A 24,220-nucleotide genomic window follows, 5' to 3' on the forward strand; every position below is an offset into this window, starting at 1 on the left:
GTGCGCGATGCGTCGTCTCGAACTACGCGGAATCGTCAAATCCTTTGGTGGCGTTCACGCGCTCAAAGGCGTGGATGCTGTCGTCGAAGCCGGAAAAACCCTTGTTCTCCTCGGGGAAAACGGCGCAGGCAAATCCACGCTCATCAAAACGCTGACCGGCGCCATCCAGCCGGATCGGGGTGATATAGAAATCGATGGCGAGCGGGTCGTGTTGCGCGATCCGCTGCATGCGCGTGCACTGGGTATCACGGCGGTCTATCAGGAGCCGATGATTTTTCCGCATCTGACGGTGCTGGAAAACATTTTCGCGGGATGTGAAATCGTCGACGGGATGCGGCGTATCCGACGCCAGAGCATGGTCGATATCGCGCGTCCGCACCTGCAGTCGCTCGATCTGCCTGAGACGGTCCTGTTTCGACCGATGGGTGAATTGGGGCTGGGTCACCAGCAGCTCGTGCTGATTGGCCAGGCACTGGTGCAGGATGCGCGGGTCATCGTTTTCGACGAGCCGACATCCATCCTCTCGCGGGCGGAGACCGATCGGCTCGTCTCCATTATCCATCGGCTCCGGCTCGACGAGCGCGCCATCGTCTATATCACGCATCGTATCGAGGAGATCCATCGCGTCGGCGACCATGTCACGGTGCTGACGGATGGACGCGTAACGGGGAATTATCCGGTCAGTGAGGTTTCCGAAGGAAAACTCCTGCAATTGATGATGGGCAAGAACCGATCTGCCCAGGCACAGGAAAATAATCTCACGCACGCGGCTCCACCGCATGACGACGATGTCGTGCTCTCCATCAGGGGACTCTCGCACCCGCGCTATTTTCGCGATGTGGACTGGACGATACCGGCCGGGACCGTAACCGGCATCTACGGACTTGTCGGCGCGGGCCGTTCCGAAGTGGCCATGACGGCATTCGGGGCCTTAAAATCCAGCGGTGGCGAGATTTTTCTGAAAGGAAAAAGAATTTCGCCCAGAACACCGGCCGAGGCCATGGCACTCGGTATCGGCTACCTGCCTGAAGATCGGAAACGGCAAGGAATTTTCGCGCCGCTGGGCGTGGAGAACAATCTGACCTGCGTGGAGCTTGCCCGTTTCTCGGGTTTTGGCGGCGCGCTCGATTTTCGTGCGCTTCTGACGCGGACGCAACGCGTCATGGCGCGTTTCGCGATCAAGGCGAACGCGCCGACGACCCCGATCGCAACGCTTTCGGGTGGCAACCAGCAAAAAGCATTGTTTGCGCGATGGGCGGGACAGAATCTCCAGGTTCTCATTCTGGACGAACCGACGCGCGGCATCGATCTGGCCACGAAAGAGGAGATTCACGGCTATATCCGTGAACTGGCGAATAACGGTCTGGCCGTTGTGGTCATCTCATCCGATCTGGCGGAGCTCATGGCGGTCAGCCAGCGCGTGATCGTCATGCGGCATGGCCAGGTGGTGGATCGTTGCGAAGGCGACGCATTGCGGGCAGAGCGCATTCTTGCCGCCGCCATCGGCGCGGGCAGCCAGTCCGAGGAGCATGCGGCATGAGCATTCATACGTTGTCGGCGCCCGCCGTATCGCGGCCGCCGCCCTTGAATTATCATCCCCGTCTCGACTGGCGTGAGATTGTCCTGCGACGGGAGACAATGTTGATTGTCGTTCTGGCGACGGTGGTGGTTGCGGTGAGTATCGTGTCGCATGGCGGTTTCTGGAACCGTGTGAACATCGACAGCTTCCTGGTTTCATCGGCGATTACGGCTGTGCCGGCTGCCGGGATGACGCTGGTCATTCTCAATGGCGGCATCGATGTGTCAATCGGGTCGATGCTGGGGCTGATTTCGGCGACCGGTGGCCTGATGTTCGCCGCCGGATGGTCGGCGGCGCTGGTCGTGCCGGTTTTCCTGCTGACCGGACTGGCACTGGGCTGGATCAACGGGCTGCTGGTGCTTGCCGGGCGCATCCCACCGGTCGTGGCGACGCTTGGGACATTGAGCGTCTTCCGGATGGGCGTTTTCCTGATGATGGGCAGTAGCTGGATCACGGCCATTCCGCCGGGGCTGACGCGTTTCTTCGTGTCGACGCATGTCGGCCCGTTGCCCGTCGCCAGTGTTCTGGCGCTGGCCGTGACGGGCGCGATGGCCGTTTTCCTGCGCTATCATCGCGAGGGGCGGCGTTTGTATGCCATCGGCAATAATGACGAGGCCGCCCGGCTGGTGGGTATTCCCGTGCGCCGCCTACGCTGGGCAACCTACATGGTGTTGGGCGTGTGCGTTGGGTTGGGCGCGCTGATGCAACTGGGGCAGACGCCTATCGTCCAGACGACGAGCGGCACGGGCTTCGAACTGAACGTGATCGCCGCCGTCGTGCTCGGCGGCACGGAGCTGTCGGGTGGGCGGGGCGGCATGCTGGGGACGGTCCTTGGTACGCTGGTTGTCGCGCTCATCAACGATGCGATCGTCCTGATGCATATCCAGCCGTTCTGGAGCGGCGTCGTGCTCGGTTTCGTCATTCTCGTGGCCATCGGTGTCAATGAGTCCCGTCGGGCCGGAAAGGCGATGTCATGAGCGGTTTTCATATCGGGCGCGTCCTGCTGCTTCTGGTCTTCGCGCTGATTGTCCTGGGCGGCTTCGCCATCGGCAGCCCGAGCATTCTTTCGGTGGACAATCTGTCCAGCATGGCTGTTTTCGCCGTCGAGGTCGGCATTATCGCCTTTGGACAGGCACTGGTCATCGAAGGTGGCGACGGGGCGATCGACCTCAGCGTGGGCGCGGTATCGGGCCTGGCGCAGATCCTCGCGGCGCAATGGCTCGCGCGTGGATTGCCCTGGCCTGTCGGGGTCGGCATTGCCGTCGTCTCCGGTGCGCTCATGGGGATGGTGAATGCCGTCGCCATCACGCGTTTTCGTATTCCCGCCATCATCGCGACGCTGGGTTCCATGTTCGCGATTTCGGGTCTGGCGCTGGTCGTCTCGGAGGGGAACACGATCGATCTGACAGCCGCGCCAGCAGCATTCCTTGCCATCGGGCAGGGCAGCGTCGGCGGCGTGCCGTTTCAGATCCTGTGCATCTACCTGCCGTTGCTGGCGCTGCTGGCCTTCATGCAGCATCGCTCGCGTCTTGGGCGGGCACTTTATCTGACCGGGACCAACGCGACGGCGGCCTATCTGGCGGGATTGCCGGTCGTGCGCCTGCGCGCGGCCACCTATGTCCTTTCCGGGGCCCTGGCCGGACTGGCCGGTGTGATCGCGGCCAGTCGGCTGGGGACCGCGACGCCGGATGGCGTGCCGGAAGCCAACCTCATCAGCATCGCAATCGTCGTTTTGGGCGGGGCCAGTATTTTCGGCGGAGACGGTTCGCCCATCGGCACGGCGATTGCGACCGCCACCATCGCCATCGCCAATTACGGCCTGAACTACAACGATTTCAACCCGACGCTCCAGGCAGGATTGTTGGGCCTGATCCTCATCAGCGTCGTGCTGATCGAGAATCTGCTGCGCGGCCGGATGCCGCATTTTCTTTCCACTCTGCGGATCAAAGGAAAAGCAACGTCATGAACAGGATCGGCATTCACGGCTCCGTCTGGAGTGGTCGCTGGGACGGTGAGGAAGGCGTTCGCGCGGTCCACCGGACGGCGGAGGCGGGGTATGATTTTCTGGAACTGCCGCTTTCGGATCCCAAGGGGATTGCGGTCGAAAATCTTCGGCATGCGCTGGAGAAAAGCCATGTCGGCGTGACCGCCTCACTGGGGCTGACGGCGGAGACGGATATATCGTCACCCGACGAGAGCATCGTCCAGCGTGGTATTGCGCATCTGGAAGAGGCGATCGGCGTCTTGCGCGATCTGGGTGGGCAGGACCTGGCCGGCGTGATTTTTTCGGCGATGCGCAAATATACCGCGCCTGCCGATCCGCGTGGTATCGCACACGCGAAGGAAGCGTTGCGTGTGCTGGCCGGTCAGGCGCATCGCGCGGGTATCCGGCTGCATCTGGAGGTCGTCAACCGCTACGAAAGCAATGTGATCAACACAGGCGATCAGGCCGTCGCGTTTCTTCAGGACGTTGCATCTCCCGTGCCGTTGGGTGTGCATCTGGACACGTATCATATGAATATCGAGGAAGGCATTCCCGGTCGCGCCATCGAGCGCTGCGGCGGGAATATCGGCTATTTTCATGTCGGGGAGAGCCATCGCGGCTATCTGGGCACCGGCACGGTGAACTGGGGCGAGATTTTTCGCGCTCTCCGGCGGATCGATTACCGGGGACCGATAGCCTTCGAGTCCTTTTCCTCCGCCGTCGTGGATGCCAATCTTTCCAATACGTTGGGCGTATGGCGCAATCTCTGGAGCGAAGGAGAAAATCTGGCGCGGCACGCACGCGGCTTCATTGCCGCGCAAATGGAGGCGGCCGCACGCGCGGAAGTGAACTGAAGTGCTACCAGATCAGGCCGGGGAGGACGAAATCCGGCCTGACACCATAGCGTTCATATAATCCGGCACGCTCCCCATCCGTTATCGTGTCGAGTATGCCGGTACGCACCAGGGCACTATCGGCGCCGAAATTGCGCGCGCCCGCGATATCGTGCTCGATGCTGTCGCCGACGCAAAGAACACGGTCCGGTCGCACATCTGCGCGCCGTGCGGCGTAGTCATACATGGCCGGATAAGGTTTGCCGATCCACAATACCTTACCACCGAGATCCTGGTAGATTTCCGCGATCCGTCCGGCACCGAAGGCCGTTCCGCCTGCCGTCAGCATGTGCTTGTCCGGATTGGTGCACACGGCGTTGACCGCCCGCTCGGCAAGAGGGGCGAGAATGGCGGCGTAGTCCGCCTCCGTCATCGTGCCGCCCCGGCTGCCGGCAATCAGGAGCAGTTCGGCGCGCGCAGGATCGGCTTCCGGAAGAAGACCCAGCGCGTCGCAGAAACCCGGATGACCGCTGCCACTGTCGATGATGAAGCAGTGCGTTCCCGGTGCAGCGGCAAATCGTTTCTCCTGCGCCAGAGCCAGTGCCGTATCGCCGGAGGTGATGAACAGGTCGTATAGCGTTTCCGGCACGCCGATGGCTGCCAGTCGCCGTGCGTTGAACGCGCCCGATTGCCCGGAATTGCTGAGCAGCACGATCTGGCGACCGGCTGCCTTCAATTTCGTCAGGGTCTCGACAACACTTGGATACAGCACTTTCCCATTATGCAGCACGCCGTACTGATCGAGGAAAAAGCTGTCGTAACGGTGTGCGATCCCGGCAAGGCCTGAAATGTCGGTGACGGTCATCGGGTGCTTCCATTCGCTGCGACGGGATCGTGTGCGCGTGTTTCGATGGTGCGGTCAGCCTGGCGCAGGGCCAGACCGGCGACGCCCACGCAGGCATCCGCCGACCGGCTTGGCAGAAAAGGAACGTTCAGGCGCTGCTGTCTTATGGCGGTCCATGCATGATTGGTGGCCCCGCCGCCCACGCTGCGCAGCGAGCGCAATGGGGTGGCGCCGAGGTCGCCGAGGCGTGCGTAACCGGCTGCCTCGATGGTGGCGATGCCTTCGAGAACGCCCTGAAAAAACAGGGCATCGTCGGTTGGGCGTGGTTCAAGACGCGGCGGGAGGGCGGGGTCGCTGATCGGGAAGCGTTCGCCGGGGTGCAGGAGAGGATAGTAATCCAGACCGGAAGGTCGATCGGGATGCAGTGCCGCGCTCAATGCCGCCAGCCTGTCCGCGCCGAACAGGCCAAGAAGAACCTCACCGCCGGTATTGGATGCGCCGCCTACCAGATAATGGTCGTCGATACGATGGCTATAAATGCCGTATTGCGGCGCATCGACACGCACGGCGGAGAGAAGTTTGACGACCAGGGTCGATCCGAGGGCCGTAACAGCGTCTCCCGGCTGGTCCGCGCCGGTGGCGAGGAAAGACGCGCAGCCGTCCGTCGTGCCGGCATGAACCCGTGCTGTGCGTGGTAGTCCGAGCGCCACGCCGTCGTCACCGACGAACCCGAGCGGCGCGCCCGGCGCATGAATGCGCGGCAACAGGCGCCGGTCGAGACCCAGCCTTTCGATCCAGTCCGGCCAGCAAAGACGATCGGGGTCTCCGCCGGTTTTCAGCGCATTGTTTGCGTCCGTCGCATCGAACACGCCGCGCAGACGACCGGCGATCCAGTCGGCCTGATGCAGGATCGTCGCCACATCTGCGCCGCGTGCCAGGACAATCGCGCGGCCGAGTGGCGATGATGCGCCGCGCGCCGCGCTTTCAGGCGGTGCGATCTCGTCCAGACGGGTGTGCAGTGCCGGATCGTGGACGACATCGCGATACATCGACGGCGCGCCGAGCGGCTGGCCGTTCGCATCGACCGCCAGCATCGTGCCGGAGGTGCCGTCGACGCCGATTGAAGCGATATCGTGCAGGGAGATCGTCTTGCGCAAGGCCGCAATCGCTTCGCCCACCAGTTGCCACCACGTTGCCGGATCCGTGGCGGCAAGGGCGTCCACGAAGCGGCGACCGGCCATGCCGACCGGATTACCGTTCCGGTCGATGGCGGCGACGCGCACACCGGATGTGCCGATATCGATGCCGAGCGCCACGGCATGCCACGGATCAGGCATGTGTCGCCGCCTTGTGGAGGGATTGGCGGTAGGTTTCGGCCTCCCAATGGGTCAGGGCATAAATTTCGTCGGCCGTCAGCCGTCGTAACGGATCGGATATGTCCAGACGCCGCGCGACATCCGCCAGGCAGCGCGCCATGACGTCTGTCCCCGCATCCGACGCCGCTCCGCGCACCAGCACCCCGCAGCCCGGCACGATCACGAGCATCGGCGCATCCGCTGCCTGGGCATCGAGCGATTGTCCCGCTTGCAGGACACCGATGCGATCGCCGAGGAAGATGACCTGATCGGGATACATCGGCGCGCCCTGCGCCACGGCCTGCGTTTTGGGATCGGTGCCGGTAGCGTGGGCATGCGGATCGCTCGGCAGGCGGTATCCCGACGCTGCCGCCAGTTCCTCGAGGCGGGCAAGATCGGCTTGGGGTGCCGGTCGTGGTGTTATGGCAAGTGCCGCGCATACCATGTTCAGCCGCGTCTCTACTTCAGCCACCGTATCGCCCGAGACGATCAGGCCGTGATTGGCCAGGATATGAACATTGGCATCAGGAACCGCGGATTGTGCGGTTTCGATGGCGCGGGCCAGGGGCACGCCGGGACGATGATAAGCGACGAATGCCCATGCCACGCCTGCCAGCGGGTCCAGCAAGGCCTTCAGGCGCTCGCGTGCATCCTTGCGAACAGCATGAGCGATTGTCTCCACGCAATGGATATGCACCACCACGCGGTAGGGAATGACGGCATGCACGGCCGTTTCGATCGACGGCCGAAGCGTCACGCCCGATGGGAGCCCGTCGGGTTGCGATAAAATGAAGGCCTTGGCTGTTTCGGCCTCCGGCTCACGTCGATGATAAGCGGCGATCAGGGGCGGCAAGGCCACGCGGATCATGATGGAGCGATCCTGCGCCTGCGCCAGCCATGTGCCGGAGGCCTTGATCCACATCGAGTCGCCATCCTTGATCGACGTGTTGCCCCCCGCGCCCTGGGTTCGCAACGGGTTGGCGCCGAGCCGCGCGGAGAGGCTCATCAGCGCGGCGAGCTGATCCGGCTCCGTTTCACGGGCGATATCGTGCGCCTCGGTAAATGGCAGGATCGACATGCGTGACCTCCTTCATGAATAATCGTCATATGACGGAAATTATTCGGGCTCTCAACGATATTCGCATGGATCACGATGTATGTGATCGTGGACGATCATATTATGCTTGACGACGATCAAAGCGGACGTCAGAACCAAACATGACAAAAAGGAAAGGATCGATTGTCCGTGACAGAGGCCGAACGCCACCAGCAGATTGTTTCCATGCTCGAAACGCGCCCGTTTGCAACGGTGCGTGAGTTGATCGACGCACTTTCGGTATCCCCCGCGACGGTTCGGCGTGACATTGAGAAACTTCATGACGCCGGTGAGGCGCGGAAGGTCTTCGGCGGCGTGGCGTCCATTTCTCATGCGGCCCGCGCGCATGCCTTGCCCTTCGAGCAGAGCAGCGATCTCGCCGTCGATGCCAAGCGCGCCATCGCGGCGCGCGCCGAAATGCTATGCCGCGACGGGGACATGATCATGATCGGCGGCGGATCGACCTGCCACCAGCTGGGCCTGCGCCTCGCCGCGCGCCCCTTGTCGATCTACACCAATTCCATGCCTTTGGCGGCGGCGCTGGGAACGTATGGTGCGTGCCAGATCACGCTGGCCGGGGGCACCCTGCATCGTGAACCCGGCATTTTGCATGATGCCCATATCCCGGCACCTGACTTCTTTGCGTCGCGCCTGTTTCTCGGCGCGCAGGGCGTCGGCGCCGAGGGCGTGATGGAATCGCATCCGCTGTTGCCGAAAGCGACGCGGCCGATGCTCGAACGGGCGGATGACGTGATCGTGCTGGCCGACAGCCGGAAACTGTCGGTTCGCGCGCGCTTCGTGAACTGTCCTATCGAACGCATTTCAACCCTTATCACGGACGATGCCGTAGCGGAGGAAGACGTGCGCATACTTGAGGACGCTGGCGTGGAGGTGCTGATCGCCTCCGCGTCCGGCGAGAAAACATGACACGCGCCGTCGCCGCTGAAGAAGGTTCTCCCGCGAATATCCGTCGCAATCTGGCGGTGTTCGATTTCGGGAAAACCAACGCCAAGATGCTGGTATTCAATGCCGATGGCGCAATTCTTCGGGAACGGCGAACGCATGCGACATGGCCGGTCGATGACGGCCTGCGCGTGCTGGATGATGTCGCACTTCTGCGGTGGATGCAGGAGATGCTGGTCGAGGCGGTAATCGCCTTCGATATTTGCGGCGTGATGATTACGACGCATGGCTGCACTTTCGCCATGCTGGGCGAGACCGAACTTGCCGTGCCGATCCTCGATTATGAGGAACCGGTCCCAGCCGATATCGAGGCGGCATTCGATGCCATCCGACCGCCATTTTCGGAAACGGCCACACCTGCGATGGACCGGGGTTTCGCTTTCGGCAAACATATCGTCTGGCGTGAAATGCGCGATCCCGGACTGGCCGCGCGGACGCGCGATATTGTCGCCTACCCGCAATTCTGGGTCTGGCGGCTTTGCGGCGCGCGCGTTTCGGAGATTTCTTCCCTCGGTTGCCACACGCATTTGTGGTCGCCGGCACGTAACGATTTTTCATCACTCGTCGATCGGCGTGGATGGCGTGGGAAAATGCCGCCGTTCCAGCCCGCGGGCGCGATTGTCGGGCAAATGGCGATTCCGATCGACGGCCAGGCGCCCGCGACGATCAACGTCCATAACGGCGTGCACGACAGCAATGCCGCCCTGTATCATTATCGCCAGATCGTTCGCGGTCGCATGACGCTGGTTTCGACCGGCACGTGGGTCATCGTCATGAATCCCGTGTGTCCCCTGACGGCCCTGCAGCCCGAACGCGACATGCTGGCCAATGTATCCGTCGGGCGGGACCCAGTGCCAACCGCGCGCTTCATGGGCGGACGGGAGTTCGACATCATTCGGGCGGATCACCCTGTGACCATCGAACCCGCCGATATCGCGGCGGTAATCGGCGCGCAGATATACGCCGTGCCGTCTTTTGCGAGTGGCGGCCCGTTTCCCCATCAGGAAGGAGCGTTCGTCGATGCGGCGGGGCAGCCATGCGCCGTGCCGGATGCGCTGAGAACGGCGCTGGCGGCTGTCTATGTCGCGGCGATGATCGATTTCAGTCTGGATCTGCTGCAAAGTACGGATGCCGTCGTGCTTGACGGGGGGCTGGCAAAAGTATCGGTCATCCCCGCCTTACTGGCCGCGTTGCGGCCTCAACAGGACATCCTGCTGGGCGCCAATACCGAGGGCACGGCCTGCGGTGCGGCGGCGCTTGCCTATGCCACATATGGCGTCATGCCCTTCCAGCAGGAAAAGCCAGCACGGGTCCCGCCATTCGATCCCGCGGGCTGGCGCGACTACGTGCAGCGATGGCGCTCCCTTTCGCAAGTTCACCAACCCAACGACAATCATGCAGCCGCCCATCCGGCGCCAGTTGGAGACAGTCACGATGCGTCAAAAATCAAAACTGCCCCCGTTATTCCGGCGTAAATTACGGAAGCGATTTGTTCTGGGTGCCCTGACCGCCACCATGGGGCTCGCCGGGCTTGCCCACGCTGCCGATGATTCATCGGTTCATAAAATCGGCATCACGGTCGGGAGCATGGGCAATCCATTTTTTCTCGCGACCATCAGGGGCATCACGCAGCAGGCGTCGAGCCAGGCGCCGAATGCGTCAGTCCAGAGTGTCTCGGCTGACTACGATATTGGCAAACAGGCATCTCAGGTCGATTCATTCATCGCCGCCGGTGTGGATCTCGTGATGTTCAATGCCGTCGATCATGCTGCGGCCGGGCCGCTCGTCAAACGCATGCACGATAACAGGATGACGGTCATTGCGTTCGATGTCGGCGCACCCGGTGCGGACGGCACCGTTACGACGAATAACGTCAAAGCGGGCGAATTGTCGTGCCAGTATATTGTCGATCGCCTGAAGGGGAAGGGAGACGTCGTCATCGTCAATGGACCGCCGGTGACGGCCCTGATCGACCGCGTCACCGGATGCATGGGCGTTTTTGCAAAGGCCCCGGGCATCCATGTCCTGTCGTCGAATCAGGACGGTCACGGTTCGCGTGAAGGCGGTCTGGCGGTGGCGCAAAGCACCTTCGTGCGTTTTCCGAAAATCGATGCGATTTTTGCGGTGAACGACCCTACGGCTGTGGGCGTGGAACTTGCGGCAAGGCAGGCCGGACGGAAGGATTTTTTCATCACGGCGGTCGATGGGTCGCCGGAGGTTGAGCAGTCCCTGCGCCAGGGCGGTGGACTGATCGCGGCCACGGCTTCGCAGGACCCGTTCAGGATCGCGACGACCGCAACGCAACTCGGCATCGATATCCGTGCAGGTCGCGCCAAGACCGGTACGGTGCAACTGCTGGATCCCCACCTCATCACGGCGGACAATATTGCTTCGTACCGAGGGTGGAACGCTTCCAGATCGTAACTTACTTCATTGAATAAACAGAGGATAATCGTCATGGCCACACCACGTTGCACGCTGACAGCCACCCTGCATGCCAGGCCCGAAAAACGGGAGGAGCTGCAAGCACTTCTGGAGACGTTCATCGACAAGTCCAGAAGCGAGCCAGGTTGTCTGGAATATCATCTGCAAGTCAGCAGCGATGACCCCCTGGTCTTCATGTTTTACGAGAACTGGGTCGAACGCGGCGATCTCGATCGGCACATGGCGCTCGACTACCAGCAGGCCTGGTTCAAGCGGCAGCCTGAACTACTGGCCAAGCCGGCCGAGATGAGGTTTTTCGACATGGTCAGCCAATACGATCGGTAATTATTTTCGCGCTTTTTCAGAAGAGAATTTCGACAATGGAATATCGCACACTGGGGCGTTCCGGTCTCAAGGTTTCGGTGTTGACGCTCGGAACGATGACGTTCGGCGGGAGCGGCGCGTTTGCAAAAGTAGGCGCGATCGGTCTGGACGTCGCGCGCAGGCAGATCGACTTATGCATCGATGCGGGGGTCAATCTTTTCGACACGGCCGATATTTATTCGGACGGTCTTTCCGAGGAAATTCTGGGACAGGCGCTGGGTGACAAGCGCAAGAACGTTCTTGTGACGACCAAGGCCCGTTTCCCGACCGGTGACGGGCCGAACGATCGTGGTTCCTCCCGTCATCATCTCATTGCCGCATGCGAGGCAAGTTTGCGGCGTCTCGGCACGGATTACGTCGATCTTTACCAGCTTCATGAATGGGATGGCCTGACGCCGCTTGAAGAGACAATGGCGGCGATGGATACGCTCGTGCGCGACGGAAAGGTGCGTTACGTCGGTATCTCGAATTTCTCCGGCTGGCAGACGATGAAAACCATGAATGTGTGTCGGGAAGGGGGACTCACACGGCCGATCAGCCATCAGATTCATTACACGCTTCAGGCGCGGGAAGCCGAATACGAATTACTGCCCAGCGCGGTCGATCAAGGGCTTGGCCTGATGATCTGGAGCCCGCTGGCTGGCGGGCTTCTGTCGGGGAAACATCGTCGTGGGCATGCGACGCCTGAGGGCACGCGCCAACTGGCGCAATGGACCGAACCGCCGATCTACGACACGGAAGCACTCTTCGATCTTGTCGAGGTGATCGTCTCTGTTGCGGAACGGAACAGCATCACGCCGGCTCAGGTGGCGCTGGCATGGTTGCTCACCCGCGACGCCGTCAGCACGGTTGTCGTCGGCGCGCGTACGGAAGCGCAACTGACGGATAACCTGAAGGCGGCTTCCGTCACATTGACACCGGAGGATCGGGCCGAGCTGGAACGGGCCAGCCAGAAACCGTTGCCTTATCCGTTCTGGCATCAGCGGGATACGGCATCCGACCGGCTTGGCGCGGCGGATCTGGCTCTTTTGCGACCGTTTCTTTCGTAAGGAGGGTCTTTCTGCGGCAGGATAGATTCATGCTCGATACCCCGCCCGATAATTTCAGGCGGGAGTTCTGATGCATCCGCAGAATAAGACCTTTTCGCGGAAGGATCGCGGAATGGTTTCTTCATTACAGAGTATGCATGGAAGTAATAAATCAGTTGCCGACGTCGGCTGGCGTTTTGAGAGGGGAGTCGGGCAAGGCGCGAAAATTCCTCGATCAGTATTATGATTGAAGAATATACGCCCTTATCGCTATCTGCATGGGCACTGGTCTAATGCTTCTCTGGCGCTTCCATGAAGCGTGGCATGATGGATTTCCGACGACAACATTTCTCAAGAATGTTGTCTTTTCTTTAATGTATCGTGTGCGCATATTCCAAAAAAAACAAAAATATTAGTTGATAATGTCGTGAAGGCGGAATGATGGGCAACCTATTCGCGAAACGATGCCGGCGTAAAAGCCACGTGTATACCTTATGAAGGCAGTCGATTTTTCCTAAAAACGCATTCGGTATTTGTATAATTTTTATTTGTAGCGTGGATATTATCAAAGGCAACTTATTTTAACGGTTATAAACGTTCTTATAACATAATGCTGGACTAAATTGACGATGTGTGGTGAATGATGAAGCGTGTAAACCACACAGCCACTCTTACTTAAAAGTTCCGGACGGGCAGCTATGAAGATGACGCGGCGGAGCATGGCCGCCGGTTTGGCAGTCAGTGGCGCATCGTCGCTGATTACGCTGCCGGCTCAAGGTGCCGATATCGCCGACGAGTGGAGGGGCTTTCGCCACCGCTATGTCAGCGATGACGGGCGTGTGATCGATACCGGGAACGGTAATATTTCACATAGCGAAGGGCAGGGCTATGGGATGTTGTTCGCGCAAAGTGCCGGCGACCGCTCGAATTTCGACCTGATATGGGGCTGGACCAGGGCCAATCTGACCCGTGAGAATGATTCCCTCCATGCCTGGAAGTGGCAACCCGCCGCGCCACATGTGACCGATACCAATACGGCAACCGACGGCGATCTGCTGATCGCATGGGCGTTGTCGCGTGCCGGTCTATCCTGGTCGGAGCCTGACTACACCCGGCAGGCGCGCATGATCTTCGATGCGTTGTCGCAACGGGCGACCCAATCCACCGCTGAATATAAGCTGCTGTTGCCGGGCCTGCATGGTTTTACCCATGCGCATCGCACCGTGGTCAATCCGTCCTATTATATCTTCCCGGCACTTAAGGCCGCGGCAGCGCAGGCTCCCACGGGAATTTGGCCGACCGTTCTGCGCGACGGGGTGAGGCTCATTGAGCGCGGCGTCTTTGGAAAATACAACCTGCCCCCGGATTGGCTTGCCGTGCCGATCGCCGGCGGCGCGCCGCGGCTCGCCAAAAACTGGCCGCCGCGTTTCTCCTACGACGCGATACGCATCCCTCTTTATATGGCGTGGGGCGGTGTTCTTGCTGACCCCTTGCGGGCGGCCCTGGATCGTTTCTGGGGGGTGTGGGGATTGCAGGCGCTGCCGGGGTGGGTCGACCTCACCACGGGAGAGCGTTCGTCCTATAATGCGCCCCCGGGTTTCCAGGCGGTCGCTATTGTTTCCGATCCGGATCGCTGGGGGCAGCACCCGCTTCCCGGCGTGCGGGAGAGTGGGGATTATTACTCTGCGGCCCTTACATTGCTGGCCCATATAGCTGCCACGGAGATCGCACGATGAACGAGTTTGCGAATTTTCCGCTGATGCGCGATGCCCTTGTAACCGCCCAGCCAGATCAGCCAGCGCCCGTGGCTGCTCCTGGAGAAGGCGTCAACCCGGGCTATCAAAGCTTCGATATGTTGGCGCGGCTTGAGGAGATCGAGCGGGCCGGCGCGGGGCAGGCATCCACACATGGACGGATGCCAGGGGACGATTCCTTCGGTGTTCTGCAGGCGAGTGATCCGGCGCCTGCCGCAGCGGTCGAACCTTCGATGCGGGCAGGGCAGGCGGCATCGCCTCCTGTTCGAGTGCCTTCAAACAGCGTGAAGGACAGCGTTGGTGATGGGCAGCACGCGAACAGGGATATCCCGGATGTCTGGCGCCGCCGACCGTTATCTGCCCTGTTTGCGTATCTGCGGGGGGAGGCTGTCGAGGCAGCCGCTTCCGAGCGCAGCCTGCGCGACATCTTCGGCTGAAATGGGCTTTGCGCGGCACAGCGGCGCGGCACCGGTTCGATCGTTAATTTCACTGCTAGGTTATTTCGCATGCCTCTAATTTGCTTTGCCTCGCCGAAAGGCGGCGTGGGCAAAACAATGCTGGCCGCCAATGTCGCCGGGCAACTGGTGCGTGCCGGTGCACGCCAGGTGATTGCGCTCGATCTGGACCCGCAGAACACGTTGCGGCTGCATTTCGGCGTGCCGCTGGGGCAGCGTGACGGGATGATGTTGCGGCTGGAGCAGCCGGCGGAATGGCGGAACGTCGTCGTCAACAGCCGAAGCGGCGTGTTGATGATGCCGTATGGAGCTGCATCCTTCGACACCGTGTTGCAGCATAATGCGAAACTTGCGGCGCATCCGGAGCTTCTGACCCAGCCGCTTCGGCAATTGGCGGCAGACCCCTCGACAACCGTCATCGTCGATACGGTGCCGGGCCCGTCCTCATCGCTGGCTGCGGTCCTGCCGGCGACGGATATGCTGATCAGCGTGCTCGCGGCCGATGCGGCATCGCTGGCGCTGCTGGCCGATGTTAGGTCGGCGGCCTGCTACGGGTCGACGACCGCATCGGCACTCGATGGCCAGCGGATTCAGCATCGTGTCGTCATCAATCAGTTCGATCCGCTCAGCCGCCTGTCCACGTCCCTGATGAAGGGCGTCAGCGGCGTGCTCTCCCAGGATCTGCTGGGCATGGTGTTTCGTGACGAACACGTGGCGGAGGCCCTGGTCGCGCAGCAGCTGGTGAGCGATTACGCGCCATATTCACGTGCCGCGGCTGATCTGAGCGCCGCCACACAACGTATCGTTTCGAGCCTGAAAGTCGCTCGATGAGGATCGGGAATGCCCTGCGGCAATGGCTTTTTCGCATGCTTCGCCGTCTCGATCTCTGGATTTCATCGACGTTATCGGGGCGCCATCGTTATCTGCTCGGCGGGCTGATGGGGATTGGTGGCTTTTCCCTGCTGGTTCTGGGCGCGTCGGCCTATCTGGACGTTCAGGAACAAAGTGTCGTCGCCGTGGCCGGCATCGTGCTCTTCTTCCTCATCAATCGTTCGCCAAGCCCGCGTGCGTCGCTGATGTTGAAGTTCCTGTCGCTGCTGGTGTCGATGCGCTATCTCTCCTGGCGCCTCACCGAGACCCTGGTGTTCCAGACATGGACGCAGGCGATCCTCGGCTTCACGCTCGGACTGGCCGAACTCTACGCGCTGGTGATGCTGCTGCTGAGTTATTTCCAGACCCTTCATCCGCTCGGTCGTAAAATCGTGGCCATGCCGGAGAATATCGACGATTGGCCGAGCGTCGATGTTTACGTGCCGACCTATAACGAGGACCTCAGGATTGTCCGCCTTTCGGTGCTGGCGGCCCTGACGATGGACTGGCCGGCCGACCGGCTGAATGTCTACATCCTGGACGACGGGCATCGACCGGAATTCATGGAATTCGCGCAGTCATGCGGCGCGGGATACATCACGCGCGCGAACAACAGCCATGCCAAGGCCGGTAATCTCAACCACGCCATGGCGGAAACGAATGGCGACCTCATCGCCATCTTCGACTGCGATCATGTGCCGACGCGTTCGTTTCTGCAGAATATCGTCGGCTGGTTCACCAAGGATCCGAATCTCGCGCTGCTCCAGACGCCGCATCATTTCTATTCTCCCGACCCCTTTCAACGAAACCTTTCGCCCGGCGAAGTCGTGCCACCGGAAGGCAACCTGTTCTACGGCCTGATCCAGGACGGCAACGACTTCTGGAATGCCACCTTCTTCTGCGGTTCCTGTGCCGTGCTGCGCCGGACAGCCCTTGAGGAAGTCGGCGGCATCGCAACGGAGACGGTGACCGAGGACATGCACACGGCGCTGAAGCTTCAGCGCCGTGGATGGGCGACGGCCTATCTGCGCGTGCCGATGGCGGCCGGTCTGGCGACGGAACGGCTCATCCTGCATATCGGCCAGCGGATGCGATGGGCACGTGGCATGTTGCAGATCCTGCGCCTCGATAATCCGCTGATCGGGCCAGGCCTCAGCTTTGCCCAGCGTTTGTGCTATTTTTCCGCCATTGCCGGTTTCGGCTATGCAATTCCCCGGATTATCTTTCTCGGATCGCCGCTCGTTTACCTGTTTTTCAGCCAGACGCTGATCGCCGCGTCGCCGATGGCCATCGCGGTCTATGCGCTGCCGCACCTTGTGCACAGCATTGCAACATCGGCCCGCGTCAACCGCAACTGGCGCTATTCGTTCTGGAGCGAGATCTACGAGACGACGCTTGCGCTGTTTCTTGTGCGCGTCACGATCGTGACCCTGCTTTTTCCCCGACGCGGAAAGTTCAACGTGACGGATAAGGGCGGATTGCTGGAGCGATCGTATCTGGACTGGACGGCGATTTACCCAAACGTTGTCTTTGCCACCATTCTTGGGTCGGGTGCGCTGTTTGGCGTGTGGCGACTGGTCATGCAGAACAACAGCGCAATTGTCGTCAACGCATTATGGACGAACCTGCTCTGGATTTCGATCAGCCTCATCATCGTGCTGGCCTCGATTTCGGTCGGTCGCGAGAGCCGTCAGATTCGCCAGAGTCCGCGTGTGAATGTTCGTATGCCGGTGATGATCCGCTTTCCGGACGGTCGCCTGCTGACCGGACACAGCACGAATATGTCGAATGGCGGCCTATCGTTCGTTGCGTCGGATGTGCTGGACCCGATCGATGCAGGACAACAGATTCAGGTGCTGGCGGACGATGGCGGCACCATGCTTGCCATTCCGGCGGAAATTCTGCGCAAGACCGATGCGCACGTGCTTTCGGTAAAGTGGCGCAATTCAACCCTTCTGGAGGAAGCCCAGATTATCCGTCTCGTGTTTGGTCGTCCGAATGCCTGGGTCAACTGGGCGAACTATCCGCCGGATCGTCTGGCCCATTCGGCGTGGCTCGTCCTGCAAAGTATCCATTCCCTTTTCCGGGCACCGAAAAAGATTGCTGCGACCCCACCGGGACCACGCGCGGCGCCGGGTCGAGCGGAGAAGCGCGCGATCATGCTGCGACCGCAAAGATCTTCGCTTCTGAAAATCGTCGTGGCGGCCCTGGCTCTTGGCTACGGAACCGACACACTGGCGCAGACGCCTCCTGTGGTATCCTCACCACCGGCGACAGCCGGCGAACCGCCGCTACCGGACCTGCCGACGGGGAATGCGTCGCCAGACAATGGCGCATTATCGGCGCATGAGGCCGCACCCGTCCCTGGTCTGGACATGGCCGACGGGCAGACGATGCTGCGCAGTTTTACCCAGCTCGGAAGCGCTGACATATTGCCCATGACACCGTGGATTCCGATCCAGGGGCTGGAATTCGGCGTTCCTTCGACCCAACTGGTAACGGGTGCCACGCTGAATGTTTTCGGCGCGCTGTCGCCGAACATGCTGCCGGCCGCCAGTGGCGTTACGATTTTTCTCAACGACCAGTATGTTGGCACGATTCACGTGGATCGCGAGCATCCGGCCTTCGGCCCGCTCGCATTTCCCGTCAATCCGCTCTTTTTCAAGAACCGCAACGTTCTGACGTTTCATTTTGCCGGTCAGTACACCGAGACATGTGGCAATCAGGTCAGCGAGACGCTCTGGGCCCGCATCATGGGCAAATCGACCCTGTCGATCAGCACCGCGCCATTACCGCCAACGCATGACCTTTCAGGCCTTCCTTCGCCGTTCTTCGATCCGGCCGTTCGCGAAAAGGCCCGCATTCCGCTGGTTCTGGCAGCAGATGCCGATCGCGTAACGCTCAAGGCCGCCGCTATTCTTGCGTCGTGGTTCGGCAGTCTTACCGATTATCGCGGCGTGACATTTCCCGTGCTGCAGGATGCCCCCCCGAATGGCAATGCGGTGGTGGTAGGTACCGCGCAGCAGGTGCGAAGATTTCTGACGAACAGTTCGCCCATCGAAGGTCCGACGCTGCTGGAGGTGAACAATCCGAACGATGCGTTCGGCACCCTGCTGCTGGTCACAGGACGCTCCGCCGCCGAAGTGACGACGGCCGCGCGGGGGCTGGCTTTTACCGCCGACGATCTGGCCCATGCCGCGCGTCAGACGGTTGTGCCGGTCAATACGCCGCCACGCCGCCCCTACGATGCGCCCGCCTTCATCAATCTGACCCGGCCGGTACGGTTCGGCGAACTGGTGGATCTGGGGCGTCTGGAAGGGAACGGCTACGTGCCGGGAACGCTTTCCGTTCCGTTCAAGGCACTGCCGGACCTGTATACATGGCGAAACCGGCCATTCCTCGCCAGCGTCAGTTTCCGTGGTCCCCTCGGCACGGAAATCGAGCGGTCCCGGTCGCATGTCGATATCAGCATGAACGATATCTACCTGCGCAGTTACGCGCTGGCGCCCCCGCACCGTCTGCCGGCATGGTTGCGAAGCTTCTGGCCGGCTGCCTCGGCGGTACAACAGGGGCATGTTTCCATCCCGCTCTGGACCTTGTACGGCCAGAACGACTTCCGTTTTTACTTCGAAACGAGACCGATCGGGCAGCGTGATTGCAGCGGCATGACGCAGGATCTCCGGAGCAGCATCGATGCTGATTCGACGATCGACCTCAGTCGCGCCTACCATTTCACGTCCCTGCCGAATCTGGCTTTTTTCGCCAATAGCGGGTTTCCCTATACCCGCATGGCCGGCCTGCACGATACGGCTGTCGTTTTGCCGCAAGTTCCGTCCCCCAGTCTGTTGACAGGATTTTTCGATCTGATGGGCAGTTTCGGGGCGATGACGCATTATCCTGTCGTCAACATGGGCTTGCTGGCGCCAAACGAGGTGAACGATCAGGAGACGCGCGACCTGATCGTCATCGACAGCCTGCCCGGCAGCGACTGGCTGCGTGGTCTGCTGGCAGACACGCCCTATAGCCTCGATGGCCGCAGCCTGGTGTATTCGGCGGGCAGCTTGCTCGACGGCATTCATTTCGCCTGGCCCGCCGCGTCGGATGAGCGTGTCCAGACGCAGTCTTTCCGGAGCAGCACCCTTCTGGCGGAAGGGGGTGCCCTGTTCCAGCGCCAGTCTCCCTATGCCGCCCATCGCACGGTGACGGTATTGCTGGGCGGAGCGCCGCAGGGCGTCGATCGTCTGGTGCAGGCCATGCGCGACCAGCACCTGCAACCCGCCATTCAGGGCGATCTTGCGATCGTCAACGGGCAGAAGGTGATGGCCACGCGTAATCTGCCGACATACACGGTGGGCAAGCTGCCACTCTGGTTGTGGCCGGATTTCTTCATGCGCAACCATCCGGGGCGTGTCGTCATCGCCGGCCTGGTGGGTGCGCTGCTGTGCGCGCTCGTGCTATACAAAATCCTGACATTGCATGCCGCCATCCGTCATCGGGATCTCGACGATGCGCCGTAGATTTCTCACATGGCATGGCGAACGATCATGCTTCATCGTCCTGCATGGCGGCCTTGCCGCCATGCTGCTGATGGGCGCGGCAACTCCGGCTCAAGGTGCGCCGCCGGCGTCTCCTGCCGCGGCACCGGCGAGTTCGACGGCCTTCCTGCTGGCACGCGCACGTTACTGGTATGAGCGGCGGGCGTTCAGCGATGCGCGTGCGGCGCTTGAGCAGGTCCAGCGCATGGCGCCCGATGATCCGGACGTGATCGAATTCACCGGGGAATGGGCCCTGAACGACGGCCGGCCCGCAGAAGCCACGGCGGCCTTGCGGCGTCTTCAGCAGATTGCGCCGGATAGTCCGGCATTGCAGCATCTCTCGTCGATCATCCGGCTCCATCGGATTTCGCCGGAGGAGCTGGAGCAGATCCGTTCGCAGGCAAGAAGTGGGGAAACGGCCGAAGCGGCACGGCGCTATCAGGCGCTTTTCCCGCAGGGACCACCACCGCAATACGCGCTGGAATATTACACCACATTGGCCGGCGTCCCCAGCCAGCGCGCAGCGGCACAGGCCGGTCTTGCCCGGATTCTGACCGCGTCGCCGAACAACATGGCGGCCCAGATCGCCTATGCGCAGAGCCTCACATGGACCGAGGGCACGCGCGTCGCCGGCATTCAACGTTTGCAGCGGCTTGGCGACAACGCGGCCACAACGGCTGAACAACGTGAGCAGATCCTCCGGCTGGAGCGTCAGGCGATCCTCTGGTTGCCGGCAACGCCCCAGAATGCGCCGGTCATGTCAGACTGGCTGCGGACGCATCCGGATGACACGGACGTTCTGGCGTTGCAGAAACGCGCGCAGACCGACAATGTCGATCAGGGCAGCCTTGCGCGGATGCAAGGCTATCACGACCTCGACAGCGGCAATCTGGATGCAGCCGCAGCTAGTTTCGAAAAGCGTCTGGCGACGGCGCCACAGGATGCGGACGCGCTCGGTGGCCTTGGCGTGGTGCGTCTGCGCCAGAAGCGCAATGCCGAGGCTGTCAGGCTGCTCAACGAGGCGATTGCCGCCGATCCGGCCCATGCCGACCACTGGCGTCAGGCGCGCGATGGTGCGCAGGTCGGCAGCCGCTACGAGGATGTGCGTAACATGGTCTCCGCGGGGAATTTCCATGGCGCCGAGCAGGCGCTGGCCCCCATTATCGCCGGCTCTCCGGGCGAGACAGGTGCGCTGCTGATGCAGGCCGATATCGCGCGTCGGGCAGGGGAGTACGATCATGCGATCGCCCTGTATCGCCGTTTGCTGGCCAGTCATCCCTCGCTGGCTCTCGCGCAGGCCGGTCTGGTGCGCACGCTTCTGGCCAGCGGCCAGACCGATGCGGCGGCGCGGGCGTTAAACGATTCCTCAATTTCCGACCCTCGTTTGAGGGCATCGATCGATATCGCGCGCGCAGACCGCAGCACGAGCCTGCCGGACAGGATCCAGCTTTTGCGTCAGGCCGTTTCCAACAACGGCAGCGATCCCTGGGTCCGCCTGCATCTCGCGCAGGCTCTGGTTGCGCAGGGCACGCCGGACGAAGCCCGTGAGGTCATGGCGCCGCTGCTCGCACCCGGCGCTCGCCTGTCCACCGAACAGCTTCAGGCCGTATTGTTCTATGCCGGACAGACCGGCGATTCCGCGACCATCGAGCGCCTGCGGTCGCGACTTCCGGCGCATGCCTATACGCCGGAAATCCGGGCACTCTTTCGGCAGGCGGAAGTGCGGGAGGCGGTTCGCAACGCGCCGGAGGATCCGATTGAGGCGCGGCTCTACTTCATGGGTCTGGTGCGGGATGGCGACCCGGATGGTGCATTGGGTGCATTGATCGGCAATGCCTTGCTGGATCGGAACGACCGGGCTGGCGCGTCGGAAGTGCTCAATGCGCTCTGGCGTCAGAGCGGCACCCTGTCGGCCGGGCAGCGTCTTGCCTATGCGGGGATCGAGATGCGGATGGGTGATCTGGGGCGCGCACGCCGTCTGATCGCGCCGCTTCGGGAAGTCGAGCTATCGTCTGCGCAGGCCTCCTCGCTGCAACAATTGCAGACCGGTCTCGCCGTGGCGGCGGCCGACGCCTACAACGCACATGGCGAGCGGGCCAAAGCCTACGATGTTCTGGCACCGGCGCTCAATTCGGCTACTGCCCCGGTTTCGGCACGGCTCGCGTTGGCGCGCCTTTACCAGTCGGACGGTCAGTTGGCGGAGGCTTACCAGATCAACGCGGCGGCCGTGGAGCGCGATCCTTCCGATCTCGATGCGCGTCTCGCTCTGGTCGAGACGGCGGTGGCGATGCATCGTTTCGACGATGCCCAGAATCTGGTCGAGGAGATGAACGGCGTGGGTCCCTCGGACCCGCGTAGCTGGATCGCCGCGGCGACGCTGGAACGGGCGCGCGGCAACTGGACAACTGCCGTTCAGGATCTTGCACAGGCGCGCACGCTGCGGAGCCAGCAGATCGGGCAAACGGGCGTTCAGCCGGTCATGGACCAAAATCCGTTTCGGCAGCACGACACAGACGTATCGGACGGCGCGACGTCCGGTGATCCGATGTTGCAGCAGATCGATACCCGTCTGAATGACGTGACGCAGGCTTTCGCGCCGACGATCAATATCACGCCGGGGATCGACAGCCGGTCCGGCTCCGGCCTGAACGGGCTTACCGCGCTTTCGGTCAAGGCGGATGGCAGCCTGCCACTCGGGACGGGGCGTCTGACGCTGTCGGCGACCCCGACGGTTCTGAACAGCCGCGCCTATAGCGCCGATGATGCGGTCGGACTGCGTTCGATCGGCTCGACGATACTAACGCCGGGGGTAAATCAGGGAGGCCGGATGAACGCGACCGGCGTCGCGCTGGGCGTTGTCTATGCATGGCGCTGGCTGACGATGGATGTCGGTACGTCGCCGCTGGGTTTCCGCGTCAATAATATCCTTGGCGGTGTCGAGGTGGCTCCGAAGCTTGGACCTTATACGGTCCTGCGCTTGCAGGCGGAGCGACGGTCGATTGCCGACAGCATCCTTTCCTACGGCGGTATAAGGGATGTCGGGACCGGCGCGACGTGGGGCGGCGTGACGCGAAACCGCGCCAATATGCAGATCGAGTATGGAACGGATGCCGTGGCCGTTTATGGGCGGGCGGCTGTCTCGGCCATCGAGGGGCGAAATACCAAGGGGAATACCGAATACGGGGCTGGCGCGGGCGGCAGCATCCCGGTCTATGACGCTGATAACCAGCATGTGCGTGTCGGGACCGATCTGACCTGGTTCCGGTACGATCGCAACGAATACCAGTTCAGCTATGGCAACGGCGGGTATTTCTCGCCGCAATCGTTCTTTGCCCTGACCTTTCCGGTCAACTACACGGGCCAGCAGGATCAATGGTCGTGGAAGCTGGGCGGCCGTATCGGCTATCAGACGTATCATTCCAATCCGTCGCAATATTTTCCCAGGAACCCGGCGATGCAAAGCGTCCTGGTATCGCGGGACCCCGTCAACAGCATGTTGCCCGGCCAGTCGACGTCAGGTCTGACCGGTGGCGTCGATGGCTATCTGCATTATCAGCTGACATCCGCGCTGCGACTGGGCGCCGAATTCAGTTATCAGAAAGCCGGTCCCTGGAATGAACTCGGTGCTCAGCTGTCCGCTCATTATGTCTTTTCGAAAGCCCCGTAATGTCCGCTGATTTCTCCTTCTTCCTGCATGCGCTTGCGACGGAATTCGATGCCCAGGCCGGCGTGAAGGCGCGTGACCACCTGTTGCGCGCGGTGGGTCATCGCATGGCGCAGCGTCTGCCGCTTCCCGAGTGCCGGACGCTGGAGGCTCTGGAGATGGAGAGCAATGCGTTGCTGGCGTTTCTCGGATGGGGCAAGGCGCGCATCACGGTATCGACGCAACCGCGCGGACTGATTGTGTCGCTCGTGGACTGTCCCACGGTCGGCGCTCTCGGGGAACCTGCCGGTTACTGGCTCGGATGCAGTATTGGCGGGCTTTACGAGATCTGGCTGAAAAATGCCGAACACGATCAGGAAGTCGACTGGACGTCAAAAATCCAGAAGGGTGTGGATGCTTCCGCATCGGGCGCGTTGTCGATTCTCCTTGAGGCACAGCGCCGCGAATGATGC

At 61.6% G+C, this 24,220-nt stretch carries 18 protein-coding genes; 15 read left to right on the forward strand and 3 right to left on the reverse strand.

Annotated features, from left to right (window positions below; all coding sequences use genetic code 11):
• Positions 1-7: 7 nt before the first annotated feature.
• From A0U93_RS11885 to A0U93_RS11900, 4 genes are read left to right on the forward strand one after another with little or no spacing between them, the layout of a single operon-like run.
• A complete protein-coding gene (locus tag A0U93_RS11885; protein ID WP_077807526.1) occupies positions 8-1,540 on the forward strand; it encodes a sugar ABC transporter ATP-binding protein in 1,533 nt (510 codons plus the stop codon).
• Positions 1,537-2,556, forward strand: coding sequence for an ABC transporter permease (locus A0U93_RS11890; RefSeq protein WP_077807527.1), 1,020 nt, complete (start codon positions 1,537-1,539; stop codon positions 2,554-2,556). Before A0U93_RS11885 ends, A0U93_RS11890 begins: the two co-directional genes overlap by 4 nt.
• Positions 2,553-3,545, forward strand: coding sequence for an ABC transporter permease (locus A0U93_RS11895; RefSeq protein WP_077807528.1), 993 nt, complete (start codon positions 2,553-2,555; stop codon positions 3,543-3,545). The genes A0U93_RS11890 and A0U93_RS11895 overlap by 4 nt, the downstream gene beginning before the upstream one ends.
• The gene (locus tag A0U93_RS11900) at positions 3,542-4,417 is read left to right on the forward strand and encodes a sugar phosphate isomerase/epimerase family protein (protein ID WP_077807529.1); all 876 of its coding nucleotides are present in this window, start codon (positions 3,542-3,544) and stop codon (positions 4,415-4,417) included. The genes A0U93_RS11895 and A0U93_RS11900 overlap by 4 nt, the downstream gene beginning before the upstream one ends.
• A 4-nt stretch (positions 4,418-4,421) precedes the next feature.
• Here the strand turns inward: A0U93_RS11900 and A0U93_RS11905 are convergent, their stop codons facing one another.
• From A0U93_RS11905 to A0U93_RS11915, 3 genes are read right to left on the reverse strand one after another with little or no spacing between them, the layout of a single operon-like run.
• Positions 4,422-5,261, reverse strand: coding sequence for a TIGR01459 family HAD-type hydrolase (locus A0U93_RS11905; protein ID WP_077807530.1), 840 nt, complete (start codon positions 5,259-5,261; stop codon positions 4,422-4,424).
• Positions 5,258-6,577 (reverse strand): FGGY-family carbohydrate kinase, encoded by a 1,320-nt coding sequence (locus A0U93_RS11910; RefSeq protein WP_077807531.1) that lies wholly within the window; start codon positions 6,575-6,577, stop codon positions 5,258-5,260. The genes A0U93_RS11905 and A0U93_RS11910 overlap by 4 nt, the downstream gene beginning before the upstream one ends.
• Positions 6,570-7,673: a class II aldolase/adducin family protein gene (locus tag A0U93_RS11915; RefSeq protein WP_077807532.1), complete on the reverse strand. Its 1,104-nt coding sequence runs from the start codon at positions 7,671-7,673 to the stop codon at positions 6,570-6,572. The genes A0U93_RS11910 and A0U93_RS11915 overlap by 8 nt, the downstream gene beginning before the upstream one ends.
• A gap of 168 nt (positions 7,674-7,841) precedes the next feature.
• On the opposite strand from A0U93_RS11915, the gene A0U93_RS11920 reads away from it, so the two are divergent.
• The 11 genes from A0U93_RS11920 (at position 7,842) to bcsD (ending at position 24,217) form a co-directional block, all read left to right on the forward strand.
• The gene (locus tag A0U93_RS11920; protein ID WP_077808498.1) at positions 7,842-8,618 is read left to right on the forward strand and encodes a DeoR/GlpR family DNA-binding transcription regulator; all 777 of its coding nucleotides are present in this window, start codon (positions 7,842-7,844) and stop codon (positions 8,616-8,618) included.
• The gene (locus A0U93_RS11925; protein WP_077807533.1) at positions 8,615-10,129 is read left to right on the forward strand and encodes an acetate and sugar kinases/Hsc70/actin family protein; all 1,515 of its coding nucleotides are present in this window, start codon (positions 8,615-8,617) and stop codon (positions 10,127-10,129) included. The genes A0U93_RS11920 and A0U93_RS11925 overlap by 4 nt, the downstream gene beginning before the upstream one ends.
• Complete coding sequence (locus A0U93_RS11930; RefSeq protein WP_077807534.1) at positions 10,089-11,078, forward strand: ABC transporter substrate-binding protein; 990 nt, start codon at positions 10,089-10,091, stop codon at positions 11,076-11,078. Before A0U93_RS11925 ends, A0U93_RS11930 begins: the two co-directional genes overlap by 41 nt.
• A gap of 33 nt (positions 11,079-11,111) precedes the next feature.
• Positions 11,112-11,423 (forward strand): putative quinol monooxygenase, encoded by a 312-nt coding sequence (locus A0U93_RS11935; RefSeq protein ID WP_077807535.1) that lies wholly within the window; start codon positions 11,112-11,114, stop codon positions 11,421-11,423.
• 35 nt (positions 11,424-11,458) lie between these two features.
• A complete protein-coding gene (locus A0U93_RS11940) occupies positions 11,459-12,511 on the forward strand; it encodes an aldo/keto reductase (RefSeq protein WP_077807536.1) in 1,053 nt (350 codons plus the stop codon).
• Between the two features lie 698 nt (positions 12,512-13,209).
• Positions 13,210-14,226, forward strand: coding sequence for a glycosyl hydrolase family 8 (locus tag A0U93_RS11945; RefSeq protein WP_170233448.1), 1,017 nt, complete (start codon positions 13,210-13,212; stop codon positions 14,224-14,226).
• Complete coding sequence (locus tag A0U93_RS11950) at positions 14,223-14,681, forward strand: hypothetical protein (RefSeq protein ID WP_077807538.1); 459 nt, start codon at positions 14,223-14,225, stop codon at positions 14,679-14,681. Before A0U93_RS11945 ends, A0U93_RS11950 begins: the two co-directional genes overlap by 4 nt.
• A 69-nt stretch (positions 14,682-14,750) precedes the next feature.
• The gene (bcsQ, locus tag A0U93_RS11955) at positions 14,751-15,530 is read left to right on the forward strand and encodes a cellulose biosynthesis protein BcsQ (protein WP_077807539.1); all 780 of its coding nucleotides are present in this window, start codon (positions 14,751-14,753) and stop codon (positions 15,528-15,530) included.
• Positions 15,527-20,086: a UDP-forming cellulose synthase catalytic subunit gene (gene bcsA / locus A0U93_RS11960; RefSeq protein WP_077807540.1), complete on the forward strand. Its 4,560-nt coding sequence runs from the start codon at positions 15,527-15,529 to the stop codon at positions 20,084-20,086. The genes bcsQ and bcsA overlap by 4 nt, the downstream gene beginning before the upstream one ends.
• Entirely contained in the window at positions 20,076-23,771 is a 3,696-nt protein-coding gene (locus A0U93_RS11965; protein ID WP_169852761.1) for a cellulose synthase subunit BcsC-related outer membrane protein, read from the forward strand. The genes bcsA and A0U93_RS11965 overlap by 11 nt, the downstream gene beginning before the upstream one ends.
• Complete coding sequence (gene bcsD / locus A0U93_RS11970; RefSeq protein ID WP_077807542.1) at positions 23,771-24,217, forward strand: cellulose biosynthesis protein BcsD; 447 nt, start codon at positions 23,771-23,773, stop codon at positions 24,215-24,217. The genes A0U93_RS11965 and bcsD overlap by 1 nt, the downstream gene beginning before the upstream one ends.
• Positions 24,218-24,220 lie beyond the last annotated feature (3 nt).

It is taken from the genome of Neoasaia chiangmaiensis (assembly GCF_002005465.1).
In the GTDB taxonomy this organism is placed as follows: domain Bacteria; phylum Pseudomonadota; class Alphaproteobacteria; order Acetobacterales; family Acetobacteraceae; genus Neoasaia; species Neoasaia chiangmaiensis.

Excerpts from the sequence above, each read along its gene's own strand:
- A0U93_RS11885 (WP_077807526.1), top strand. The coding sequence starts at position 8 with ATGCGTCGTCTCGAACTACGCGGAATCGTCAAATCCTTTGGTGGCGTT.
- A0U93_RS11890 (WP_077807527.1), top strand. The coding sequence starts at position 1,537 with ATGAGCATTCATACGTTGTCGGCGCCCGCCGTATCGCGGCCGCCGCCC.
- A0U93_RS11895 (WP_077807528.1), top strand. The coding sequence starts at position 2,553 with ATGAGCGGTTTTCATATCGGGCGCGTCCTGCTGCTTCTGGTCTTCGCG.
- A0U93_RS11900 (WP_077807529.1), top strand. The coding sequence starts at position 3,542 with ATGAACAGGATCGGCATTCACGGCTCCGTCTGGAGTGGTCGCTGGGAC.
- A0U93_RS11905 (WP_077807530.1), bottom strand. The coding sequence starts at position 5,261 with ATGACCGTCACCGACATTTCAGGCCTTGCCGGGATCGCACACCGTTAC.
- A0U93_RS11910 (WP_077807531.1), bottom strand. The coding sequence starts at position 6,577 with ATGCCTGATCCGTGGCATGCCGTGGCGCTCGGCATCGATATCGGCACA.
- A0U93_RS11915 (WP_077807532.1), bottom strand. The coding sequence starts at position 7,673 with ATGTCGATCCTGCCATTTACCGAGGCGCACGATATCGCCCGTGAAACG.
- A0U93_RS11925 (WP_077807533.1), top strand. The coding sequence starts at position 8,615 with ATGACACGCGCCGTCGCCGCTGAAGAAGGTTCTCCCGCGAATATCCGT.
- A0U93_RS11930 (WP_077807534.1), top strand. The coding sequence starts at position 10,089 with ATGCGTCAAAAATCAAAACTGCCCCCGTTATTCCGGCGTAAATTACGG.
- A0U93_RS11935 (WP_077807535.1), top strand. The coding sequence starts at position 11,112 with ATGGCCACACCACGTTGCACGCTGACAGCCACCCTGCATGCCAGGCCC.
- A0U93_RS11940 (WP_077807536.1), top strand. The coding sequence starts at position 11,459 with ATGGAATATCGCACACTGGGGCGTTCCGGTCTCAAGGTTTCGGTGTTG.
- A0U93_RS11945 (WP_170233448.1), top strand. The coding sequence starts at position 13,210 with ATGGCCGCCGGTTTGGCAGTCAGTGGCGCATCGTCGCTGATTACGCTG.
- A0U93_RS11950 (WP_077807538.1), top strand. The coding sequence starts at position 14,223 with ATGAACGAGTTTGCGAATTTTCCGCTGATGCGCGATGCCCTTGTAACC.
- bcsQ (WP_077807539.1), top strand. The coding sequence starts at position 14,751 with ATGCCTCTAATTTGCTTTGCCTCGCCGAAAGGCGGCGTGGGCAAAACA.
- bcsA (WP_077807540.1), top strand. The coding sequence starts at position 15,527 with ATGAGGATCGGGAATGCCCTGCGGCAATGGCTTTTTCGCATGCTTCGC.
- A0U93_RS11965 (WP_169852761.1), top strand. The coding sequence starts at position 20,076 with ATGCGCCGTAGATTTCTCACATGGCATGGCGAACGATCATGCTTCATC.
- bcsD (WP_077807542.1), top strand. The coding sequence starts at position 23,771 with ATGTCCGCTGATTTCTCCTTCTTCCTGCATGCGCTTGCGACGGAATTC.